We start from the raw sequence: 21,677 nt of genomic DNA on the forward strand, positions 1-21,677 counted from the left end.
ACGGAAGGGGTGGGCGGGGCCATGGAGAGCGGACCGGCGATCTTCACGGGAGCGGTGTTCGCCCTGTTCGGGGGCGCCCTGCTGGGGTGGACGGTCACCCGGGTGCGACGCCGGGAGCAGGTCGCCCACGGTGTGAACCAGGTCGCATCGGCGACCCTCGCGGGCGCCGTCTCGCTCGTCGCGCTGGGGCTCGGCGTGTACTGCCTCACCCGCCTCTGACGTCGGCGTGGGCAGGGTCACGGGGGTGTCGCGAGAGTAAGGGGAGCAGCACGCTCCGGACAGGGGGCGAAGGGGTACCGGTCACTCCGGGCGGCAGGAATGCCGGTAGTCGGGTTACCGTTCGAGTGGCCGTTGTGGGCTTTTCCCGTTTGACACGGGGGCGGGATGTACCGTCACACTCCGCAGCGTCACACGTGCCAGCAGTACGCCGCGACCCCGGGACGAAGGCCTGGGGAGGCCCCAGCGTCGACCGGAGAGAAGAGCCAAGTTGTCCCCGACCAGCGAGACCGCACAGGGCGGCCGCCGACTTGTCATCGTCGAGTCGCCTGCCAAGGCGAAGACGATCAAGGGCTACCTCGGCCCCGGCTACGTAGTCGAAGCGAGCGTCGGGCACATCCGTGACCTTCCCAACGGCGCCGCCGAGGTGCCGGAGAAGTACACCGGCGAGGTCCGCCGCCTCGGTGTGGATGTCGAACATGACTTCCAGCCGATCTATGTGGTCAACGCCGATAAGAAGGCCCAGGTCAAGAAGCTCAAGGACCTCCTGAAGGACTCCGACGAGCTGTTCCTGGCCACCGATGAGGACCGGGAGGGCGAGGCCATCGCCTGGCACCTCCAGGAGGTCCTCAAGCCGAAGATCCCCGTCAAGCGCATGGTGTTCCACGAGATCACCAAGGACGCGATCCGCGAGGCCGTGGCCAACCCGCGCCAGCTCAACCAGAAGCTGGTCGACGCCCAGGAGACCCGCCGCATCCTCGACCGCCTTTACGGCTACGAGGTCTCGCCGGTCCTGTGGAAGAAGGTCATGCCCCGGCTGTCCGCCGGCCGCGTGCAGTCCGTGGCGACGCGTCTGGTCGTCGAGCGGGAACGCGAGCGCATCGCCTTCCGCTCTGCCGAGTACTGGGACCTGACGGGCACCTTCGCGACCGGCCGCGCGGGGGACTCCTCGGACCCGTCGTCGCTGGTCGCCCGCCTGCAGACCGTCGACGGCAGGCGGATCGCGCAGGGCCGCGACTTCGACTCCCTGGGACAGCTCAAGAGCGCGAACATCCTCCACCTCGACGAGGCGACCGCCCGCGCCCTCGCCGCCGCCCTGGAGAACACCCGCTTCTCCGTGCGCTCCGTGGAGTCCAAGCCGTACCGCCGCTCGCCGTACGCCCCGTTCCGTACGACGACGCTGCAGCAGGAAGCCAGCCGCAAGCTCGGCTTCGGCGCCAAGGCCACGATGCAGGTCGCGCAGAAGCTGTACGAGAACGGCTACATCACGTACATGCGTACGGACTCCACGACGCTGAGCGACACCGCGATCACCGCGGCCCGCGCCCAGGTCACGCAGCTGTACGGCGCCGACTACCTGCCGCCGCAGCCGCGCACGTACGCCGCCAAGGTCAAGAACGCCCAGGAGGCCCACGAGGCGATCCGCCCCTCGGGTGATCGTTTCCGCACTCCCGCCGAGACCGGCCTGACCGGCGACCAGTTCAAGCTCTACGAGCTGATCTGGAAGCGGACCGTCGCCTCCCAGATGAAGGACGCGACCGGCAACAGCGTGACCGTGAAGATCGGCGGTGCCGCCGCCGACGGCCGCGACGTCGAGTTCAGCGCCTCGGGCAAGACGATCACCTTCCACGGCTTCCTGAAGGCCTACGTCGAGGGTGCCGACGACCCGAACGCCGAGCTGGACGACCGCGAGCGCCGGCTGCCGCAGGTCGCCGAGGGGGACGCGCTGTCCGCCGAGGAGATCACCGTCGACGGCCACGCCACCAAGTCCCCGGCCCGCTACACCGAGGCCTCCCTGGTCAAGGAGCTGGAAGAGCGCGAGATCGGCCGCCCGTCGACGTACGCGTCGATCATCGGCACGATCCTCGACCGCGGCTACGTGTTCAAGAAGGGCACGGCCCTGGTGCCGTCCTTCCTGTCCTTCGCCGTCGTCAACCTTCTGGAGAAGCACTTCGGGCGGCTCGTCGACTACGACTTCACCGCCAAGATGGAGGACGACCTCGACCGCATCGCCCGCGGCGAGGCCCAGGCCGTGCCGTGGCTGAAGCGTTTCTACTTCGGCGAGGGCGAGGCGACGGGCGCCGCCGAGGCCGGCAACGGCGACGGCGACCACCTCGGCGGTCTCAAGGAGCTGGTGACGGACCTGGGCGCGATCGACGCGCGCGAGGTGTCGTCGTTCCCGGTGGGCAACGACATCGTGCTGCGGGTCGGCCGCTACGGCCCCTACATCGAGCGCGGCGAGAAGGACACCGAGGAGCACCAGCGCGCCGACATCCCGGCCGACCTGGCGCCGGACGAGCTGACCGTCGAGCTGGCCGAGGAACTGCTGGCCAAGCCGAGCGGTGACTTCGAGCTGGGCACCGACCCGGAGAGCGGCCACCAGATCGTCGCCAAGGACGGCCGCTACGGCCCGTACGTCACGGAGATCCTCCCCGAGGGCACGCCGAAGACGGGGAAGAACGCGGTCAAGCCGCGCACCGCCTCGCTCTTCAAGTCCATGTCGCTGGACACGGTGACCCTGGAGGACGCGCTCAGGCTTATGTCGCTGCCGCGCGTCGTCGGCACCGACGCCGACGGTGTCGAGATCACCGCGCAGAACGGCCGCTACGGCCCGTACCTGAAGAAGGGCACGGACTCGCGTTCGCTGCAGTCCGAGGACCAGATCTTCACGATCACGCTGGAGGAGGCCCAGGCGATCTACGCCCAGCCGAAGCAGCGTGGGCGGGCCGCCGCCAAGCCGCCGCTGAAGGAGCTGGGCGAGGACCCGGTCTCCGGCAAGCCGGTCGTGGTCAAGGACGGCCGCTTCGGCCCGTACGTCACCGACGGCGAGACCAACGCGACCCTGCGCTCCGGCGACAGTGTCGAGACGATCACCCCGGAGCGCGGCTTCGAGCTGCTCGCCGAGAAGCGCGCGAAGGGGCCCGCCAAGAAGACGGCGAAGAAGGCCCCCGCGAAGAAGGCGGCCCCGGCGAAGAAGACCGCCGCCAAGAAGACGGCGGCGAAGAAGACGACGGCTGCCGCGAAGAAGACGACCGCCAAGAAGACCACCGCGAAGAAGTCGGCGGCTTCCGAGTCGACGGCTTCCGGCGCGGAGGACTGACGGTTCCTTCCGGTTCTCCGGGTTCTCCGGGTTCTCCGGGTTCATCAGGTTCTTCGGGCGCGGAGAAGTGACAGGTGGTGGGGGCGGCCCTCGACGACAGAGGGCCGCCTTCGCCGTGTCCGGACTCGTTCGCTCGGGTTCGCGAAGAGAACGCCTTGGCATCGCTTCGGTGTCGGCGCCTGCGCAACTCCGGGCGGCCGGGGCAGGCTGTCGGTGGCTGCCGATAGGCTGAAAGCATGACGCGAGCCGAGCAGCCAACGGCCCACCCCACAGCACCGGACGACGCCACGGCGCCCGACGACGCCCTCGTCGCGGACTCCCGTGAGCGCGCCGTCCGTTCCCTGCTGCGCCGACCCGAGCTGAGGCGACTGTGGAGCGCGCAGCTCGTCAGCGGTGTCGGCGACACCCTCGCGCTGCTCGTGCTGGTCGTCCTCGCTCTTCAGGCGGCCATCGCCCAGGGCTCGTTCGGCGGTGGTTACCGGGGCGTGGCGTTCGCAGTGGCGACCGTCTTCGGAGCCCGGATCCTCGCGACCCTGCTCTTCGGCGCGGTCCTCCTCGGCCCGCTGACCTCGCTCACCGGGCAGGAAGGCCCGCTCGACCGGCGCTGGACCATGGTCGGCGCCGACGGCCTGCGCGCCGCGCTGCTGATCGTCGCGCCCCTGTGGATCGACTGGACCCCGGACAACGCACTCGCCGTCCTGCTGGTCACCGCCTTCGTCACCGGCGTCGCCGAGCGGCTGTGGACGGTGTGCCGGGAGAGCGCGGCCCCCGCCCTGCTGCCCGCCCCGCCCCCGGAGGGGGCGACGGTACGGCCGCTGCCGGACCACCTGGACGCCCTGCGCCGCCTCGCGCTGCGCACCAGCTTCCTGGCGGTCCCACTGGCCGCGGCGGCGCTCGTCGTGGCCGCTCTGCTGAACAACCTGCTGGGCACCGGCGTCTCTTGGTTCGACCAGCACCACGCGGCCCTCGGGGCGTATGTGGCGGCCGGCCTGTTCGCCGCCTCCCTGTCCGTGCTGACCTTCCTGGAGCTGCCCGGCACGCGCACCCCGCGCCCGCGGTCCCCGCTGGAGGGCCTGCGCCGCCCGCGCACCGGCACGGGTGTGGACAAGGGCCGTACGGGAGCCATTCCGCTGCTCGTCCTGGCCTGCGCCGCCGTGGCGGGCGCGATCTCGGCCGCCGTCGCCGTGTGCGTGCTGCACGCCAAGGACCTGGGCGGCGGCCCGGTCCTGTACGGCCTGCTGGTGCTCGGCCTGACCGGCGGCGTCGCCGTCGGCGTCCGTACGGCGCCCGCGCTGCTGCCCTCGCTCTCGCGCCGCCGGCTCCTCGCCCTCGCGATCGCCTTCAGCGGTGTCGCCCTGCTGGCCGCCGGTCTCGTCCCGGACGTCACCACGGTGCTGCTGATCGTTACGCTGGCCGGTACCGGCGCGGGCGTGGCCGCCAACACCGGGCACACCCTGCTGGACCAGGAGACCGAGGAATACCGCCGGGCGCGCACCACCGAGCACCTGCACGCGGTGGTCCGGGTCTTCATAGCGCTCGGTGCGCTGATCGCGCCCCTGGTCGCGGCGCTCATCGGGCCGCACCACCTGGAGCACGGCCGGTTCGTCTTCGCGCACGGCGGTGCCGCCTTCACGCTGATACTGGTCGGCGCGCTGCTGCTGCCGGTGGCCGCGCTGGTGCTCGCCAAGGTCGACGACCGCTCCGGCGTGCCGCTGCGGCAGGACCTCAAGGACGCGCTGCTCGGTGGCGACGACCCGGTCCAGGCCCCCGCGACGAACGGCTTCTTCATCGCCTTGGAGGGCGGCGACGGCGCCGGGAAGTCCACCCAGGCCGAGGCTCTCGCCGAGTGGATCCGCGCCAAGGGCCACGAGGTCGTGCTCACCCGCGAGCCGGGAGCCACCCCCGTGGGCAAGCGGCTGCGCTCGATCCTGCTGGACGTGTCCTCGGCGGGCCTGTCGCACCGCGCGGAGGCGCTGTTGTACGCCGCCGACCGGGCCGAGCACGTCGACACCGTCGTACGCCCCGCCCTGGAGCGCGGCGCGGTGGTCATCTCCGACCGCTACATCGACTCGTCCGTCGCCTACCAGGGCGCCGGCCGCGACCTGTCCCCGACCGAGATCGCCCGCATCAACCGCTGGGCGACCGCCGGACTCGTCCCGCACCTCACCGTCCTGCTGGATGTCCCCCCGGAGACCGCGCGCGAGCGGTTCACGGAGGCCCCCGACCGGCTGGAGTCGGAGCCCGCCGAGTTCCACGCGCGCGTGCGGGCCGGTTTCCTCACGCTCGCCGCCTCCGACCCGGGCCGCTATCTGGTCGTGGACGCCGGACAGGAGCCCGAGGCCGTCACCACGGTGATCCGGCACCGGCTCGACACCGTGCTGCCGCTGTCCGAGGCCGAGATCAAGGCCAAGGAGGAGGCGCGCAGGCAGGCCGAGGAGGAAGCGCGCCGCAAGGCCGAGGAAGAGGCCGCGCGCAAGGCCGAGGAGGAGCGCCTGGAGCGCGAGCGCCAGGAGGAGCTGGCCCGGCTGCGCGCCGAGGAGGAGGAGCGCAAGCGCCGCGAGCTGGAGGAGGCGCAGCGCCGCGAGGCCGAACGGCAGGCGGAGGAGGCCCGGCAGCGGGCCGAGGAAGCGCGCCGCCGGGCCGAGGAGGAGCGGCAGCGGCTCCTCGCGGAGGAGAAGGCCCGCGCCGAGGCGGAGGCCCGCCGCCGGGCCGAGGAGGAGCGGCGCCGCAAGCAGGCCGAGGAAGAGGCGCGGCTGCGCGCGGAGGCTGAGGCGCGCCGCCAGGAGAAGCAGCGGAAGGCCGAGGAGGCGCTGCTGCTGGCCGAGGCGGCCCGCCGCGAGGCGGCCGAGGCCGCGGCGGCGGCCGACGTGGCCGCGCGCAAGCCCAGCGCGCCGCGCCCGACGGCCCCGAGTGTGACGCCCGACGCGGTGACCGTGCCGACACCGGTGGCGTCGCCGGGCGTCGAGGAGACGGTTCCGAATCCGGTCGTGTCGCCGGGTGCGGACGAGACGGCGGTGCTGCGGCCCGTACGCGAGGACGCGCGCGCGGAGGGCGACGCCCGCTCCGCCGAGGCGGCCGATTCCGAGGTGACGGCCGAGCTGCCGCAGCCGTCGGATCCCGGGACGGCGGACGAGACGACCGTGCTGCCCCAGGTGACGCCGGGCGCCGCCGACGAGACCGCGGTCCTGCCGGCGGTCTCCCCAGGACCGGCCGACGAGACCGCCGTACTGCCTTCCGTGCGCGGTGGTGACCCGGCGGACCGGGTGCCGCCCGGCTTCTTCCGGGACGAGCGGCCCGCCGCGGGCCCCGACGGCTCCGAGGACCGCACGCGCGAGATGCCCCAGCTCGACGCCGACGGCCGGCCGCGCCGCCGGCCGCGCCCCGAATGGGCCGAGGAGACCCCGCTGGACGACCTGCCGTCGCTGGCGGACGAGCTGCTGGGTTCGTACGACGAGCAGGAGTACGGCGAACCCGGCGAGGGCCAGGGCCGCCGGGGCCGTGGCCGACGCGGCTGAACTAGGTCTCACCGGGGCGGCGTCCGTCGGGGTTCCGATGGGCGCCGCCCCTCGTTGTCAGTGCCGACCCGCACAATGGATTCAGGAATGCGGAGTGTGACGGAAGGGCGGCGTGACCCATGACCGTGTGGGACGACCTCGTCGGGCAGGAGAAGGTGAGCGCGGTGCTCGACGCAGCCGCGCGGGACGCCGACGCCCTCGTCACCGCCGCAGCGGCGGACCGGCCGCTGCCCGAGGCGTCGAAGATGACCCACGCCTGGCTGTTCACGGGCCCGCCCGGAGCGGGCCGGAACCAGGCGGCGCGGGCCTTCGCTGCGGCCCTGCAGTGCGTGAGCCCCGACCGTGCCCTCGGCGGAACGCCCGGCTGCGGCTTCTGCGACGGCTGCCACACCGCGCTGCTCGGCACCCACGCGGATGTCACCACCGTCGCCGCCGTCGGCGCCGAGATCCTGGTGAAGGACATGCGGGACACGGTCCGCAAGTCGTTCACCGCCCCGGCGAACGGCCGCTGGCAGATCATCCTGGTCGAGGACGCCGAGCGGCTCAACGAGAAGTCGGCCAACGCCGTCCTCAAGGCCGTCGAGGAGCCCGCCCCCCGCACGGTCTGGCTGCTGTGCGCCCCCTCCGTCGAGGACGTCCTGCCGACCATCCGCTCCCGCTGCCGCCACCTGAACCTGCGCACGCCCTCGGTCGACGCCGTCGCCGACATGCTCGTACGCCGCGACGGCATCGAGCCCGCCGTCGCCGCCTCCGCCGCCCGCGCCACCCAGGGACACGTCGACCGGGCCCGCCGCCTGGCCACCGACCCGGCGGCCCGCGAGCGCCGCGCCGCCGTCCTGAAGCTGCCGCTGCGCCTGGACGAGGTCGGGGCGTGCCTCAGAGCCGCCCAGGAGCTGGTCGACGCCGCCGCCGAGGACGCCAAGCAGCTCGCCGAGGAGATGGACGGCAAGGAGACGGAGGAGCTGAAGGCGGCGCTCGGCGCGGCGCAGGGCGGTCGGCTGCCGCGCGGCACGGCGGGCGTGATCAAGGACCTCGAGGACATGCAGAAGCGCCGCAGAACCCGCACGCAGCGCGACAGCCTCGACATCGCCCTCGGCGACCTCACCGGCTTCTACCGCGACGTCCTCGCCCTCCAGCTCGGCTCCCGCGTGGCGATCGCCAACGCCGACACCGAGGACGCCCTGGAGCGCCTGGCCCGCGGCAGCACCCCCGAGTCCACCCTCCGCCGCATCGAGGCGGTCGCCGCCTGCCGCGAGGCCCTGGACCGCAACGTGGCCCCGCTGCTGGCGGTCGAGGCGATGACGATGGCACTGCGGGCGGGGTGACCGGGGTGAGCGGGGCACCCGGGCGTTGACGGCGTCCCCCGTACGAGCCACGCTGCACACGCAGCGCACCCAGGCTATTGCGCAGCGTTACGCTCGGATGATGCACACCAGGCCCTCCCTCCGCCGGACCCGAGCCCGGTCCCCCCACCGCACCCGAACCACGGTCGCCCGCCTCACGACCACGCTGCTCGTGTCCGCCGCGCTGCTCGCGTCCGCCTGTTCCCCCGGGAGTTCGAGCTCGTCCGTCGGAGAGTCGGCGGACGCGACGCTGGCCGCGCTGCCGCGCGCGACGCCGTCCGCGCTGGCGCCGTACTACGGACAGCGGCTGCAGTGGCGCAACTGCGGTGTCTCCGGGTTCCAGTGCGCGACGATGAAGGCCCCGCTGGACTACGCCGAGCCGGGCTCGGGTGACGTCCGGCTCGCCGTCACCCGCAAGCAGGCCACCGGGACGGGCAAGCCGCTCGGCTCGCTGCTGGTCAACCCGGGCGGTCCGGGGGGCTCGGCGATCGCCTATCTCCAGAGTTACGCGGGCGTCGGCTACCCGGCCGGGATCCGCGCCCGCTACGACATGGTCGCCATGGACCCGCGGGGCGTCGCCCGCAGCGAGCCCGTCGAGTGCCTCGACGGCCGCCAGATGGACGCGTACACCGAGACGGACAGCACGCCCGACGACCAGAGGGAGACGAACGCGCTGGTCACGGCGTACAGGAAGTTCGCGGAGAGCTGCGGGGCCCACTCCGCGCGGCTGCTGCGGCACGTGTCCACGGTCGAGGCCGCGCGGGACATGGACATCCTGCGGGCGGTCCTCGGCGAACCGAAGCTGAACTACGTGGGCGCGTCGTACGGCACCTTCCTCGGGGCGACCTACGCCGGGCTGTTCCCGCAGCGGACGGGCCGCCTGGTCCTGGACGGCGCGATGGACCCGGCCCTCGGCGCGCGCAGGATGAACCTGGGTCAGACGGCGGGCTTCGAGACGGCGTTCCAGGCGTTCGCCGAGGACTGCGTACGCCAGCCGGACTGCCCGCTCGGCGGCCGGGGCACGACACGCGCCCAGGTCGGCGACCACCTCAAGGCCTTCTTCCGCAAGCTGGACGCCCACCCCGTCCCGGCCGGCGACAAGGACGGCCGACAGGTCGGCGAGGCGCTGGCCACCACCGGGGTGATCGCGGCGATGTACGACCAGGGCACGTGGGAGCAGCTGCGCGAGGCCCTGTCCTCGGCGATGAAGGAGAACGACGGCGCGGGCCTGCTCGCCCTCTCCGACAGCTACTACGAACGCGGCGCGGGGGGCCACTACAGCAACCTGATGATGGCCAACGCCGCCGTGAACTGCCTAGACCTACCGGCCGCGTTCACCAGCCCCGAGCAGGTGGAGAAGGACCTGCCGGCGTTCGAGAAGGCCTCCCCGGTGTTCGGTGAGGGCCTGGCCTGGGCCTCGCTGAACTGCGCGTACTGGCCGGTGAAGGCCACGGGCGAACCGCACCGGATCCTGGCGAAGGGCGCGGCTCCCGTCGTCGTGGTCGGCACCACCCGCGACCCGGCGACCCCCTACCCCTGGGCCCAGTCCCTCGCCCGGCAGCTCTCCTCGGCCCGCCTCCTGACGTACGTCGGCGACGGCCACACCGCCTACGGCCGCGGCAGCACCTGCATCGACTCGGCGATCGACACCTACCTCCTCCAGGGCACCCCGCCACCCGCCGGAAAGCGCTGCTCATAGCCCCTGCGACCGACCCCGAAGCCCCCCGCTCCGGGGCCGGTACGAAGCACCCCCGGAAACTGTGTAGACTTACCGACGTTGCTGATCGCACCATAGTGTGGACGGCGCGCCGCCTTAGCTCAGATGGCCAGAGCAACGCACTCGTAATGCGTAGGTCTCGGGTTCGAATCCCGAAGGCGGCTCTTCTCAAGTCCCAGGTCAAATGCTTCTGACCTGGGACTTTTTCTTTCCCCTGACGATGATGGGCGGCTGTCGGAAGCGGCGCGGGGCTCCCGTGCAGAGGCGGACTGTCCGCTGGGGCCGGAGCGGGTCGGGTCGGCAGGCACCTCGGATCGACTCTCCTGCTGCGTTCTCCGCGCGCCCCGTAATCACGGTGTCGTGGATTTTTCTGCCGAGACCCTGGTTCTGGAACTCGGGGGCACCATCAGCGAGCGAGGACGGTCACTTTCAAGGCCCCGCGCAGGTCAGCCTCGACCCAGCCGCCATCACCCGCATCGCCCGAGCCGCCCTCGTCCTGCTCCACCTCGAGCACGGCCGCACCGCCTGAACGAATATCACAGAACGTCACGAGACGTTACCGAGAAGACTTCATCACGCTACGGCGCAACGCGCGCACGTCTATGAGGCAACGCATATTTGCGACCGTCGGCTACTCCTCGGTAAATTGCCCGAAACTCAACTGCACGCGTCCTGAGTGAACATTCCACGGAAATCTCCGAAACAACTCGACTTTCCTTTCCAAAGTCGCGAGGTCGATAAACATGAGCAAAGCGGAAATGGTATCACCCGACGCAATTACCGGCGACCGTGAAGCGAATCGCCGGATCGTCGAGCAGTACATGAACACCCGCGGACAGGATCGTCTGCGGCGGCATGAATTGTTCACCGAAGACGGTCAAGGCGGCCTCTGGACCACCGAGACCGGTGAACCTATCGTGATCAGCGGCCGGGACAGGCTCGGCGAGCACGCGGTCTGGTCCCTGAAGTGCTTCCCCGACTGGGCGTGGGTCGACATCGAGATCTTTGACACGCAGGACCCGAATCAGTTCTGGGTCGAGTGCAACGGGCGAGGGAAGATTATTTTCCCGGGCTACTCGGAGGGGTTCTACGAGAACCACTTCATCCATTACTTCCGTTTTGAGAACGGAAAGATCAGGCTCCAGCGCGAATTCATGAACCCGTGTCAGCAATTCCGCGCGCTCGGCATCGAGGTGCCGCAGGTGAAGCGGGAAGGGATACCGACATGAGCCGGGCCGGAAGTTGAGTGGCTCGTTATTTACAAATCTACGGGGGTAGAATAGAGTGAACAATTCAGGCTTCCTGGACCTGAGGCTTCCCGCAGCCCAGCAGCCGGAATGGGAACATCCGCACCAGCTCGCCCAAGTACGCAACGTTCTTTCGGCAACCGATTCCCTGGTCGGCCCCGAACAGATCCTCGCGCTGCGTCAGGCGCTGGAGAAGGTGGCCAGGGGCGAGGCCCTGGTTCTTCAGGCCGGTGACTGCGCCGAGCACCCGGACGAGTGCAGCGAGCCGCACATCTCCGCGAAGGCCGGGCTTGTCCATCAGCTCGCCGACATGCTCGGCGCCGATGCGGGACTGCCGGTGCTCCGCGTCGGGCGGATCGCCGGGCAGTTCGCGAAACCCCGCTCACAGTCGGTCGAAGAGGTCGACGGCCTTGTCCTGCCCGCCTACCGGGGGCATATCGTCAACGCTCCCGAGCCCGACGAGCACAGCAGGCAGCCCGATCCGCTGCGCCTGCTCATGTGCTTCATGGCCGCTCGGGAGGCGCTGCAACATCTCGGCTGGCGGACAGGCGACTGGATCCGGCGAGCCGCCGAGGACCGGTTGTGGACCAGTCATGAGGCCTTGCTCATGGACTACGAGCAGCCGCAGGTCCGCAAGCTCGACGACGGTCGGTGGATGCTCAGTTCGACCCACTGGCCGTGGATCGGCGAACGGACCAGACAACTGGGCGGAGCCCATGTGGAGTTGATGTCCAGGATCATCAACCCGGTCGCCTGCAAGATCGGCCCGACGACGACACCCGATGAGCTGCTCGAATTGTGCCGTCGGCTGGATCCGCACCGTGAACCGGGCCGTCTGACGCTCATCGTGCGTATGGGCGCCGAGATGATCGGCGAACGGCTGCCGGCCCTCGTCCGCGCGGTCCGGGACGAAGGCCACCCCGTCCTGTGGTTCTGCGATCCGATGCACGGCAACACGAGCAAGCTGGCGGACGGCACCAAGAGCCGTGACGTCGCCGTGGTCGCCGACGAGGTGCGGCAGTTCCTCGAGCAGCTGAGTGACGCGGGCGTACGCGCACACGGCCTGCACCTGGAGGCGAGCCCGTACGCGGTCGACGAATGCCTCGGCGGCTCAGTGCCGCGGTCGAGGCCCGTCACGCAGGCCGCCGGCATGCCGACTCTGTGCGATCCGCGGCTCGATCCGGACCAGGCCGCCGAAGTGGTCTCGGCGTGGTCGGACGTCCTCGCCGCGTCCGCGGCTTCCGCTCTCAGTAAGGGGTACAGGCGTTGACCACCTCTCTTCGCGTCGAACCGTACGACCTTCCCACTGGAAGCGACTTGCCGACCGGGGGTGTGGACTGGCGGGTGAGCCCGGACCGGGCGGTCCTGCTCATCCACGACATGCAGAACTACTTCCTGGAGCCGTTGGGACAGGAAATGCGCAGCCGCCTGGTGGACAACACGGCCGCGCTGCGCAAGCGCTGCGTGGACGGCGGAATGCGTGTCGCCTACACCGCCCAGCCGGGGCGGATGTCCGAAGAGGACCGGGGCCTGCTCCGAGACTTCTGGGGACCGGGCATGACCAGCTCCACGGCCGATCGCTCCATCGTGGCCGAACTGGCCCCCGAGGCCGCGGACTGGAACCTGCTGAAGTGGCGTTACAGCGCCTTCTTCCGTACCGATCTGCTCCAGCGCATGCGCGCCGAGGGCCGTGACCAGCTGGTCATCACCGGTGTGTACGGGCACATCGGGATCCTCACGACCGCGCTCGAGGCGTACACCAACGACATCCGGGTCTTCCTGGTCGGCGACGCCATCGGCGACTTCTCCGCGGCCCACCATCGGATGACCCTGAGGCACGCGGCGAGCTGCTGCGCGAAGGTGACGGACGTAGACGGACTGCTGACGTGACCGACTACAACGATCCCAGGAAGCACGCGCCACACAGCCCACCTGCCCCGGCGGAGAGCGATCTGCTCCAGGCCGTTCTCGACGGCAGTGCCGAGAACTTCGCGATCGTCTGCCGGGACGGCGAACACGGCCGCGACGTGCAGGTGTTCAGAGGCGATGTCAGCCAGCCCGCCTCGCTCGACGCGATCGGTCTCGGGCAGGGCGGGTCCACGGGATCCGCGCGTGGCGAGGCGAGCACCGACGTCCTGGTCGTCGTCCCCTACCGGCAGCTCGCCGAGCGCGGCTACCCGGCGCCTGACGACGGCACACCTCTCATCGCGATGGCGGTGACCGAGGAGGAGCACCACGCGCTGTCCACCGTGCTCGAGAGGCTGCCGCAGCACACGGTGCGGTTGGCCGATGGTCACTTCGAACCGGATGACGCGGCGTACGCGGAGACGGTCAAGACGGTGCTCGCCGACGAGATCGGCACCGGCCAAGGTGCCAACTTCGTCATCAAGCGCACCTACCTGGCCGACATCACGGACTACCGCCCTGAGTCGGCGCTCTCGGCCTTCCGTGAACTGCTCTCCCGTGAGCGCGGGGCGTACTGGACCTTTCTGGTCCGGACCCGAGACGTGACACTCATCGGCGCCTCGCCGGAACGGCACGTCAGCCTGGCCGACGGCGTAGCCACGATGAATCCGATCAGCGGTACCTATCGCTACCCGGACGGCGGTCCTACCCTCAAGGGTTTGACCGAGTTCCTCGCCGACCGCAAGGAGGCCGAGGAACTGTACATGGTGGTCGACGAGGAACTGAAGATGATGTGCCGGATCTGCGAGCCGGGCACGGTGCAGGTGAGCGGCCCGCATCTCAAGGAGATGGCCAAGGTCGCCCACACCGAGTACCACATCTGTGGCACCGCCAACAGGGACATCCCCGAAGTGCTACGGGCCACGATGTTCGCGCCCACGGTCACCGGGAGCCCAGTGGAGAGCGCGGCCCGGGTGATCGAGCGCTACGAGCCCGACGGGCGCGGATACTACAGCGGCATCATCGGCCTGGCCGGTACCGACAAGGCCGGCCGCCGAACGCTGGACTCGGCCATTCTCATCCGTACGGCCGTCCTTGAACCCTCCGGGCGCTTGTCGATTTCGGTCGGTTCCACGCTCGTACGCCACTCCGATCCGCAGAGCGAGGTGGCAGAGACCAGGGCCAAGGCGACCGCGCTGCTTGAGGCGTTCGGGGAGTGCACACCCCGCCGATCACCGGCGCAGGACCCGAGCGTACTCGCCTCGCTGAGGAGCCGGAACGAGGGCATCGCGGGCTTCTGGGTCGGGCAGGACGCCGGCCAAGGGGTCTCCTCGAGGATCCTGAACGGGCGCAAGGCGCTGGTGATCGATGCCGAGGACAACTTCACCTCGATGCTGGACCATCAGCTCCACGCACTCGGGCTGTCCGTCACCGTGCGGCGCTTCGACGAGCCCTTCGAGACAGGCGATCACGATGTCGTCCTGCTCGGACCGGGCCCAGGTGATCCCCGCGACACCACGCACCCGAAGATCGCCGCCCTGGACCGGGTGGTCGGCGAACTCCTGGCGCAGCGGCGCCCGTTCGTCGCCGTCTGCCTGAGTCATCAGGTGCTGTGCCACAGGCTCGGCCTGCCCCTGGTGCGCCGCGAGCACCCGAACCAGGGCACACAGCGGCGGATCGAGCTGTTCGGCAATGCGGAGCGGGTCGGCTTCTACAACACGTTCGAGGCCCGCAGTACCACCGACCGCTGGAAGAGCGCTGGTGGTGTGCAGGTGGAGATCAGTCGCGACCCGGTCACGAGCGGTGTCCACGCGTTGCGCGGCGACCGGTTCGCGTCCCTGCAGTTCCATGCAGAGTCCCTGCTCACCGTCGACGGGCCGCGCATCCTCACTGACATGTTCGAGGGGGTTATGACACGATGAAGATGGAAATCGCGTGGTGGGATCTCGAAGGTTCCCCCGCCACAGTGGAGAGCCTCGAGCGGCATCTGAATGAGGACGGTGTCGTCCAGGCCTGGCAGGCCGTCGAGGGTCTGCGGGAGAAGTTCTGGATCGCCGACCCTGCCGGCAAGCGCTGGGGCGCGGTCATCGTCTGGGACGGCTCGCGGCCCCCGTCGCTCCCCGAGAACCTGGCTGCCTCCGTGGTCGGCTATCCGATCACGCACCGGGACCACTTCGAGGTGCAGGCGGTGGTACAAGGCGCGGGCCCCGTCGGTGTCCGCGACTCCTCGCACCGGTACGTCGTCGTCGACGCGTTCGCCACCGAGCCGCTTCGTGGCAACCCGGTAGCGGTGTTCTTCGACGCCTCGGATCTTACGAGTAGTCAGATGCAGCGCATCGCCAAGGAGATGAATCTGTCCGAGGTGGTCTTCCTGCTGCCGCCGACGGTCGAGGACGCGGACGTGCGGGTGCGGATCTTCACCCCCGTCAACGAGCTCCCCTTTGCCGGGCATCCGCTGCTCGGTACGGCTGTCGCGGTCGCGCTCGACCTTCGCAGGGACCGCCTGCGCTTCGAGACGCAGATGGGGGTCGTGCCGTTCCGCATCGACCGCACCTCCGACGACCGGTGCGGAGGGAGGAGCGCTTACGTGTCCATGGAGCAGCCGATCCCGGTCTGGGAGCCGTACGAGCACGCCGAGGCGCTGCTCGCGGCGCTCGGCATCACCTCCTCCACTCTGCCGGTGGAGGTGTACCGCAACGGCCCACGGCACGTCTTCGTCGGACTGCCCGACGCGGAGGCGCTGGCCGCGCTGCGGCCCGACCATCGAGCCCTCGCCGCCTTCCCCGACATGGCCGCCAACTGTTTCGCCCAGGAGGGCGAGCGGTGGCAGCTCCGGATGTTCTCGCCCGCCTACGGGGTCGTCGAGGACGCGGCCACGGGATCCGCCGCCGGCTCGCTCGCCGTCCACCTCGCCCGGCACGGGCGCGTGGAGTACGGGAAGACCGTGGAGATCCACCAAGGCGTCCAACTCGGCCGCGACTCGGTCATGTTCGCCATGGCCACGCTCGCGGAAAGCGGCGAGGTGGGTCTCGTGCGGGTCAGCGGCCACGGCACGGTCGCGGCCGAGGGCATCATCCATGTCTGAGGGAGCACCATGAGCAGCATTCTCGAATCCCTGACCGGAACGGTCGGTCTTCCTTTCCCCGAATACGACACGCCGCCGCCCGCCCCCATGGGGTTGGCCAGGCAGTGGACGGCTGACGCCGTCGAGCGCGGCGTACGTGAGCCCATGGCACTGTCCCTGGCCACGGCCGACCGGGCGGGCCGAGTCTCCAACCGGATCGTCCAGGTCATCGAAGTGGCCGACGGCGGGCTGCTGTTCACCACGCACAGCACCAGCCGCAAAGGCCGCGAATTGGCCGAGAACGCCTGGGCCTCCGGCTTGTTCTACTGGCGCGAGACCGCACAACAGCTGTGCGTTTCGGGCCCGGTGGTCCGACTCGACGACGCGGAGAACGAGCGGCTGTGGTACGCCCGTGAGCCCGGCCTGCACTCCATGACCACGGCGTCCCGGCAGAGCGAAACGCTCGACGACCCGCAACGGCTGCTCGCCGACAACCAACGGTACGCCGCCGCGACGGCTCCCTTGCCCCGCCCGCAGCGATTCGTGGGATACCGGCTCACGCCGGACAGCGTCGAATTCTGGTCCGCCGCCAAGACGCGGCTTCACCATCGCCTGCGGTACGAGAAGACCTCCGCCGGATGGCACGTCGTCAGGCTCCAGCCGTGACCGACACCGTCTCCCTGACCGATGCCTTCCTTCTGTCCAGCACGAGCCGAAAGACTGATATGACCAGGAAACCGACTCATCTCGACGCGATCGTCATAGGGGCCGGATTCGCCGGTATCTACATGCTTCACAAGCTCCGCAACGAACTCGGCGTGCACGTACGTGCCTTCGAGCGGGGAACCGGCATCGGCGGCACGTGGCACTGGAACCGCTATCCAGGCGCCGCCGCCGACGTCGACAGCATCGTGTACCGCTATTCCTTCGACAGCGATCTGCTGCGGGACTGGAACTGGAAGAACCGCTACGCGACCCAGCCGGAGATCCTGGCCTATCTGGAGCACGTCGTCGACCGGTTCGACCTGCGCGAGGACATACAGCTCGGCACCACCGTGGAGTCGTTGACCTTCGACGAGGACTCCAACCTGTGGACCGCACGGACCGACCGCGGCGAGGAATTCACCGCCACGTACGTCGTCGGTGCGCTCGGCCCCCTGTCCACACCCGTCTTCCCCGACATCGAGGGACGGGACAGTTTCGCGGGCACGCAGGTGCACACCGGTGCCTGGCCGGAAGGCCTCGACATCACCGGAAAGAAGGTCGGAGTCATCGGTACCGGCTCGACCGGTACCCAGTTCGTCGGCGCCGCCGCCCGGATGGCCGAACACCTCACCGTCTTCCAGCGCTCCGCGCAGTATGTCGTCCCGGCCGGCGACGAGCCGCTCAGCGACGAGTTCATCGAGGACTACCGGGAGAACCACGAGCAGTTCTGGAAGCAGGTATTCGAATCGCGTGTCGCCTGTGGCTTCCGGGAGAGCGAGATCTCCGCGATGGACGTCTCCGCCGAAGAGCGTGAGCGGAAATTCGAGGAGAGCTGGAACCAGGGCAACGGGTTCCATTTCATGTTCGGCACCTTTGCGGACATCGCATTCAATCCGGCGGCCAACGAGGCCGCCGCCTCATTCATCCGGTCCAAGATCGCGAAAATTGTGCGGGATCCGGAGACCGCACGCAAGCTCATGCCGACCGACTTCTACGCGAAGCGGCCCATCTGTAACACGGGCTACTACGAGTCCTACAACCGCGACAACGTCACGCTGGTATCCACCAAAGAGAACCCGATCGTCCGGATCACGCCGACAGGAGTGGTGACCGAGGACGGCACCCAGCACGATCTGGACGTCCTGGTCTTCGCGACCGGCTACGAGGCCATGCAGGGGAGCTACAACCGGATCGACATCCGGGGCCGTGGCGGTGTGACCCTCAAGGAGCACTGGGGCGAGGCCCCGAGCAGCTACCTCGGAGTGGCCATGACCGGATTCCCGAATCTCTTCACGGTCTTCGGCCCCAACAGCGTCTTCTCCAACCTGCCGCCCGCCCTCCAGACCCAGGTCGACTGGATCGCGGAGACCATCGGCGCTGCCCGGCGGCGTGGCATCGGCACGGTCGAGGCCACCGCCGCCGCGGAGGAGGAGTGGACCGCCATGTGCCGGGAGATGGCGGAGCACAGTCTGTTCGCACAGACCGATTCCTGGATCTTCGGCTCGAACATCCCTGGAAAGAAGCGGCGCACGCTCTTCTACTTCGGCGGCATCGCCGCCTACCGGGAGAAGCTGCGGGAGATCGTCGCCGCGGACTACGAGGGCTTCACGCTCGATCACGAGGGATCGCCGGCCGCGGCCTGACGTGCCGGTCGGGGTCGAGTCCGGCTTCCGAGGCCGCCCGGCACATCAGCGCGGCGAAGGTGTGGCATCGGGGCAGATGCCGTGGCCGACGGGGAGGGTACGTCGTCGGCCACGGTTTCCCCGGTGTGAGATGTTCGCGGCGATGGTCGGCGAGACAGTGACCGCCCGCCGTGCTCGTTTTTGTTGGCAGGGCTGCACCGAGCGGTATTCGCCGACCTGTCCCCGTCCTTTCCCCCGGGGCGGGTTCTTCCGCTTCACTGAATTTCCTGGACGCGAGCATTTTCGTGAGTCAATGGAAGTGTGGTTCGGAAAGCGGGGCAGTTGCTAGCTTCAGCCGCATGACGGAATTCGCTTTTCGCGCAACCGACGATCTCGTCACTCTGATCAACGTCTTCGAAGTCGAACCGGACAAACACAAGGAACTCCTCGGTGTCCTCAACGAGGGTTTGGAGAAGGTAATCCGGCATCGCCCCGGATTCGTGTCCGGAACGATTCTCGCAGGCAAGGACGGCAGCAGGGTCGTGAACGTCGCGCAGTGGCGCAGCCTCGCGGACATCGAGGCCACGATGGCCGATCCCGCCGCGCAGGAGTACGGCAGGAAGGCCGCTGCCCTCGGAAAGCCCGCGCCCGGCGTGTACTCGGTGGCCTCGGTCGTCACGGCTCCCTGACTTTCCCCCACTGGCCTTCATCCGCAGACGCTCATCCGTAGAGAAAGGCGACAGCCGTCATGACCGAGGCAGCTTCCCCGAGCATCGTCATCGCAGGGGCCGGGATCGGAGGACTGGCCGCAGCGCTCGCCCTGCATGCCCGTGGACTGCGCGTCACCCTGCTCGAGAAGGCGCCGGAGATCCGGCCGCTGGGTGTCGGGATCAACATCCAACCCGCAGCGATCGCTGAACTGACCACCCTCGGCCTGGGTGAGAGGCTGGCGGCCACAGGCATCGCCACCCGCGAGCACCGCTACATCGACCACAAGGGCACCACCCTGTGGTCCGAGCCTCGGGGCATCGCCGCCGGCCACGACCATCCGCAGTACTCCATCCATCGCGGCGAACTGCAGATGATGCTGCTCGACGCGGTCCGCTCGCGCCTCGGAGCTGACGCGATCCGTACCGCGACTCGGGTGCGGGGCTTCGATCAGGATGACAACGAGGTGCGCGTTCACATCAGTTCGCCCTCCTCAGGCGACTCCGTCCTCAGGGCCGATGTGCTGATCGCCGGTGACGGAGTGGACTCTGCCATCCGGGCGCAGCTTCACCCCGACGGGCCACCTCTGCGCCGGACCCCCGTGCGGATGTGGCGTGGCCTGACCACGCTCCCCGAGTTCATCGACGGCAGGACGATGATCATCGCTTCCGATGACCGGGCCAACCGGATGGTCGGTTACCCGTGCTCGTGGCCGCACGCCGAGCGCGGCGAGGTTCTCTTCAACTGGGTGTGCCTGGCGGCGGATCCGGACTGGCAGGGTGAGACGCAGCTCAGTCCTGGAAAGCTTGAGGACCTGCTGCCGCACTTCGCCGACTGGGACTTCGGCTGGCTCGACGTACGGGCGACCCTGGAGTCGAGCCCGCAGCTCATGCACCACGTGATGGTCGACCGCGACCCACTGACCTCCTGGGGCGAGGGCCGGGTCACCCTCCTCGGCGACGCCGCCCACCCGATGTACCCGATCGGGGCCAACGGCGGCACCCAGGCCATTCTCGACGGCATCGCGCTGGCCGCCGAACTCGCCGACGCCGGCGATGACGTGCCGGCCGCGCTCCAACGCTACGAGAGCATCCGGCTGCCGGCCACCAGTGCCATCGTCGAGGCCAACCGCCGCATGGACCGCTCCGAACGGACCTTGGCCGAAGGCGCCGTAGGCGACGTGGCCGACGAGCTGGAAACCATCGCGAGTGACTACCGGCAAGTCGTCGAAGGCCGGTCGATCACCCGCTCCTGACCGCGGTTCCCGCCCTCCGGGTCCACGAGGAACACCAGTTCCGCGGGAGATCATCCCCCCGCCCACTGCAGCATGACCGCGGGACCGGGGTGCCGTCATCTCTCTCGTCCTGCCCCTCGCCGGCCATCGACGAGCTTCACGACTGCTCAGGCCACCGGCATTCGGCCTCAGCAGTCACAAACCCCAGCTGTGCCGCAGAGAGACGAAAAGGAAAAGCAAAGCATGTCAACAGCCGATGCCTCAACCCGTGCACGGTTGACCCGGATCCTGACCGATACCAGCGAGGACGATCCGGTCCGGCCGCCGCTGGGAACCCGCCTCAAGTACTACTTCTTCATTCGCCGCCCCGAGTTCCTGCCGGGCCACATCCTCATCGGCCTCGCACCGGCGGTGCTGGGGGCAACGAGCTGGGACGAGCTGCTGTCGGTGAACGCGGCGATGGCGTTGCTGTTCGCGATCGTCAACATGCAGCTCGCGGACCAGATCAACGCCCTGGCTGACCGGTGGGAGGACGCGGCGAACAAGTCCCGTCTGGCCACGGCTGTCTTCGGTCTCGGAGTCAAGCGGGTCGTCGGCGACATCATCCTGACAAGTCTCGTCTACGTGGGTCTGGCCGCCTTCCTGGCCATCCGGACCGGACACTGGGACCTGTTGCTGATTGTGGCGGCCGGCTGGATCGTGGGTGCCCAGTACTCGCTTCCCCCGTGGCACCTCAAGAGCGCTGGCGTCGGCCAGTTGTTCGGCCTGTACATGTGGGTGTGGATTCCGCAGCTCTTCGTGCTGCGCGCCTTCGAGAACCACCTCCAGTGGACCAACGTCGTTGCCACGGCGGCCCTCACCGTCGTACTCGTCGCGCTGTTCACGACCAACCAGGTCGAGGACTATTTCGACGATGAGGAGTTCGATGTGCGGACATACGTTCGCGCCCTGGGCATCAAGAAGACACTTGCCGTCCAGTCCGTACTCCTGTGCGTCGGTTCGTTGACGATCGTCGGGTCCGTGTACCTGAACTCCGGGTTCAACTGGGCCATGATCCTCTTCATCGCCGGCTGGCTCGTCTGCCAGGTCTACATGTTCTCGCTCGCCAAGGCGGCGAACGCCCCTATCGAGAGCGTGGTCACCACGGTCAAGAAGAAGTCTCTGGTGGGCCCGTACCTCAGCATGCTGATGAGCAGCATGACGATGCTGGTGGGCATCGGAGTCCTGGCCCAGAACTGAGCCACTTCGCACCGGGGCCTGGGCACCGCCCCAGGCGCCCACGTGGTGGTCACGTGGGCGCC

15 protein-coding genes and 1 tRNA gene are annotated in these 21,677 nt (G+C 69.3%); all 16 read left to right on the top strand.

Annotated elements, in window-relative coordinates:
• Positions 1-21 precede the first annotated feature (21 nt).
• The 16 genes from ACWD3E_RS12680 to ACWD3E_RS12755 all read left to right on the top strand — a co-directional run bounded on the left by ACWD3E_RS12680 (position 22) and on the right by ACWD3E_RS12755 (position 21,615).
• Positions 22-219 carry a hypothetical protein gene (locus tag ACWD3E_RS12680; RefSeq protein ID WP_451387528.1) on the top strand — a complete coding sequence of 66 codons (198 nt, stop codon included), beginning with the start codon at positions 22-24 and terminating at the stop codon, positions 217-219.
• A gap of 268 nt (positions 220-487) precedes the next feature.
• On the top strand, positions 488-3,316 hold the full coding sequence (gene topA, locus ACWD3E_RS12685; RefSeq protein WP_451387529.1) for a type I DNA topoisomerase: 2,829 nt from the start codon (positions 488-490) through the stop codon (positions 3,314-3,316).
• 236 nt (positions 3,317-3,552) lie between these two features.
• A complete protein-coding gene (gene tmk / locus ACWD3E_RS12690; RefSeq protein WP_451387530.1) occupies positions 3,553-6,831 on the top strand; it encodes a dTMP kinase in 3,279 nt (1,092 codons plus the stop codon).
• Positions 6,832-6,950: 119 nt separating this feature from the next.
• Positions 6,951-8,156: a DNA polymerase III subunit delta' gene (locus ACWD3E_RS12695; RefSeq protein WP_451387531.1), complete on the top strand. Its 1,206-nt coding sequence runs from the start codon at positions 6,951-6,953 to the stop codon at positions 8,154-8,156.
• A 100-nt stretch (positions 8,157-8,256) separates the two neighbouring features.
• A complete protein-coding gene (locus tag ACWD3E_RS12700) occupies positions 8,257-9,873 on the top strand; it encodes an alpha/beta hydrolase (RefSeq protein ID WP_451387532.1) in 1,617 nt (538 codons plus the stop codon).
• Between the two features lie 108 nt (positions 9,874-9,981).
• Positions 9,982-10,055, top strand: a tRNA-Thr gene (locus tag ACWD3E_RS12705).
• Positions 10,056-10,634: 579 nt separating this feature from the next.
• Complete coding sequence (locus tag ACWD3E_RS12710; RefSeq protein WP_451387533.1) at positions 10,635-11,120, top strand: PhzA/PhzB family protein; 486 nt, start codon at positions 10,635-10,637, stop codon at positions 11,118-11,120.
• 55 nt (positions 11,121-11,175) lie between these two features.
• Positions 11,176-12,408 carry a 3-deoxy-7-phosphoheptulonate synthase gene (locus ACWD3E_RS12715; protein ID WP_451387534.1) on the top strand — a complete coding sequence of 411 codons (1,233 nt, stop codon included), beginning with the start codon at positions 11,176-11,178 and terminating at the stop codon, positions 12,406-12,408.
• Positions 12,405-13,028, top strand: coding sequence for an isochorismatase family protein (locus ACWD3E_RS12720; protein ID WP_451387535.1), 624 nt, complete (start codon positions 12,405-12,407; stop codon positions 13,026-13,028). Before ACWD3E_RS12715 ends, ACWD3E_RS12720 begins: the two co-directional genes overlap by 4 nt.
• On the top strand, positions 13,025-14,965 hold the full coding sequence (locus ACWD3E_RS12725; RefSeq protein WP_451387536.1) for an anthranilate synthase family protein: 1,941 nt from the start codon (positions 13,025-13,027) through the stop codon (positions 14,963-14,965). The genes ACWD3E_RS12720 and ACWD3E_RS12725 overlap by 4 nt, the downstream gene beginning before the upstream one ends.
• Positions 14,962-16,128: a PhzF family phenazine biosynthesis protein gene (locus tag ACWD3E_RS12730; RefSeq protein ID WP_451387537.1), complete on the top strand. Its 1,167-nt coding sequence runs from the start codon at positions 14,962-14,964 to the stop codon at positions 16,126-16,128. Before ACWD3E_RS12725 ends, ACWD3E_RS12730 begins: the two co-directional genes overlap by 4 nt.
• Positions 16,129-16,137: 9 nt before the next feature.
• Positions 16,138-16,773 (top strand): phenazine biosynthesis FMN-dependent oxidase PhzG, encoded by a 636-nt coding sequence (gene phzG / locus ACWD3E_RS12735; protein WP_451387538.1) that lies wholly within the window; start codon positions 16,138-16,140, stop codon positions 16,771-16,773.
• Positions 16,770-18,455 carry a flavin-containing monooxygenase gene (locus ACWD3E_RS12740; RefSeq protein ID WP_451387539.1) on the top strand — a complete coding sequence of 562 codons (1,686 nt, stop codon included), beginning with the start codon at positions 16,770-16,772 and terminating at the stop codon, positions 18,453-18,455. Before phzG ends, ACWD3E_RS12740 begins: the two co-directional genes overlap by 4 nt.
• Before the next feature lie 338 nt (positions 18,456-18,793).
• A complete protein-coding gene (locus tag ACWD3E_RS12745; RefSeq protein WP_451387540.1) occupies positions 18,794-19,123 on the top strand; it encodes a putative quinol monooxygenase in 330 nt (109 codons plus the stop codon).
• A 59-nt stretch (positions 19,124-19,182) separates the two neighbouring features.
• Positions 19,183-20,397 carry an FAD-dependent monooxygenase gene (locus ACWD3E_RS12750; RefSeq protein ID WP_451387541.1) on the top strand — a complete coding sequence of 405 codons (1,215 nt, stop codon included), beginning with the start codon at positions 19,183-19,185 and terminating at the stop codon, positions 20,395-20,397.
• A 222-nt stretch (positions 20,398-20,619) separates the two neighbouring features.
• Positions 20,620-21,615, top strand: a complete 996-nt coding sequence (locus ACWD3E_RS12755; protein WP_451387542.1) for a UbiA family prenyltransferase — start codon at positions 20,620-20,622, stop codon at positions 21,613-21,615.
• Positions 21,616-21,677: the final 62 nt, after the last annotated feature.

It is taken from the genome of Streptomyces sp. NPDC002676 (assembly GCF_053592455.1).

Bases quoted from the DNA above. Each gene is read 5' to 3' on its own strand.
- ACWD3E_RS12680 (WP_451387528.1), top strand. From the start codon at position 22: ATGGAGAGCGGACCGGCGATCTTCACGGGAGCGGTGTTCGCCCTGTTC.
- tmk (WP_451387530.1), top strand. From the start codon at position 3,553: ATGACGCGAGCCGAGCAGCCAACGGCCCACCCCACAGCACCGGACGAC.
- ACWD3E_RS12695 (WP_451387531.1), top strand. From the start codon at position 6,951: ATGACCGTGTGGGACGACCTCGTCGGGCAGGAGAAGGTGAGCGCGGTG.
- ACWD3E_RS12700 (WP_451387532.1), top strand. From the start codon at position 8,257: ATGCACACCAGGCCCTCCCTCCGCCGGACCCGAGCCCGGTCCCCCCAC.
- ACWD3E_RS12710 (WP_451387533.1), top strand. From the start codon at position 10,635: ATGAGCAAAGCGGAAATGGTATCACCCGACGCAATTACCGGCGACCGT.
- ACWD3E_RS12730 (WP_451387537.1), top strand. From the start codon at position 14,962: ATGAAGATGGAAATCGCGTGGTGGGATCTCGAAGGTTCCCCCGCCACA.
- phzG (WP_451387538.1), top strand. From the start codon at position 16,138: ATGAGCAGCATTCTCGAATCCCTGACCGGAACGGTCGGTCTTCCTTTC.
- ACWD3E_RS12745 (WP_451387540.1), top strand. From the start codon at position 18,794: ATGACGGAATTCGCTTTTCGCGCAACCGACGATCTCGTCACTCTGATC.
- ACWD3E_RS12750 (WP_451387541.1), top strand. From the start codon at position 19,183: ATGACCGAGGCAGCTTCCCCGAGCATCGTCATCGCAGGGGCCGGGATC.
- ACWD3E_RS12755 (WP_451387542.1), top strand. From the start codon at position 20,620: ATGTCAACAGCCGATGCCTCAACCCGTGCACGGTTGACCCGGATCCTG.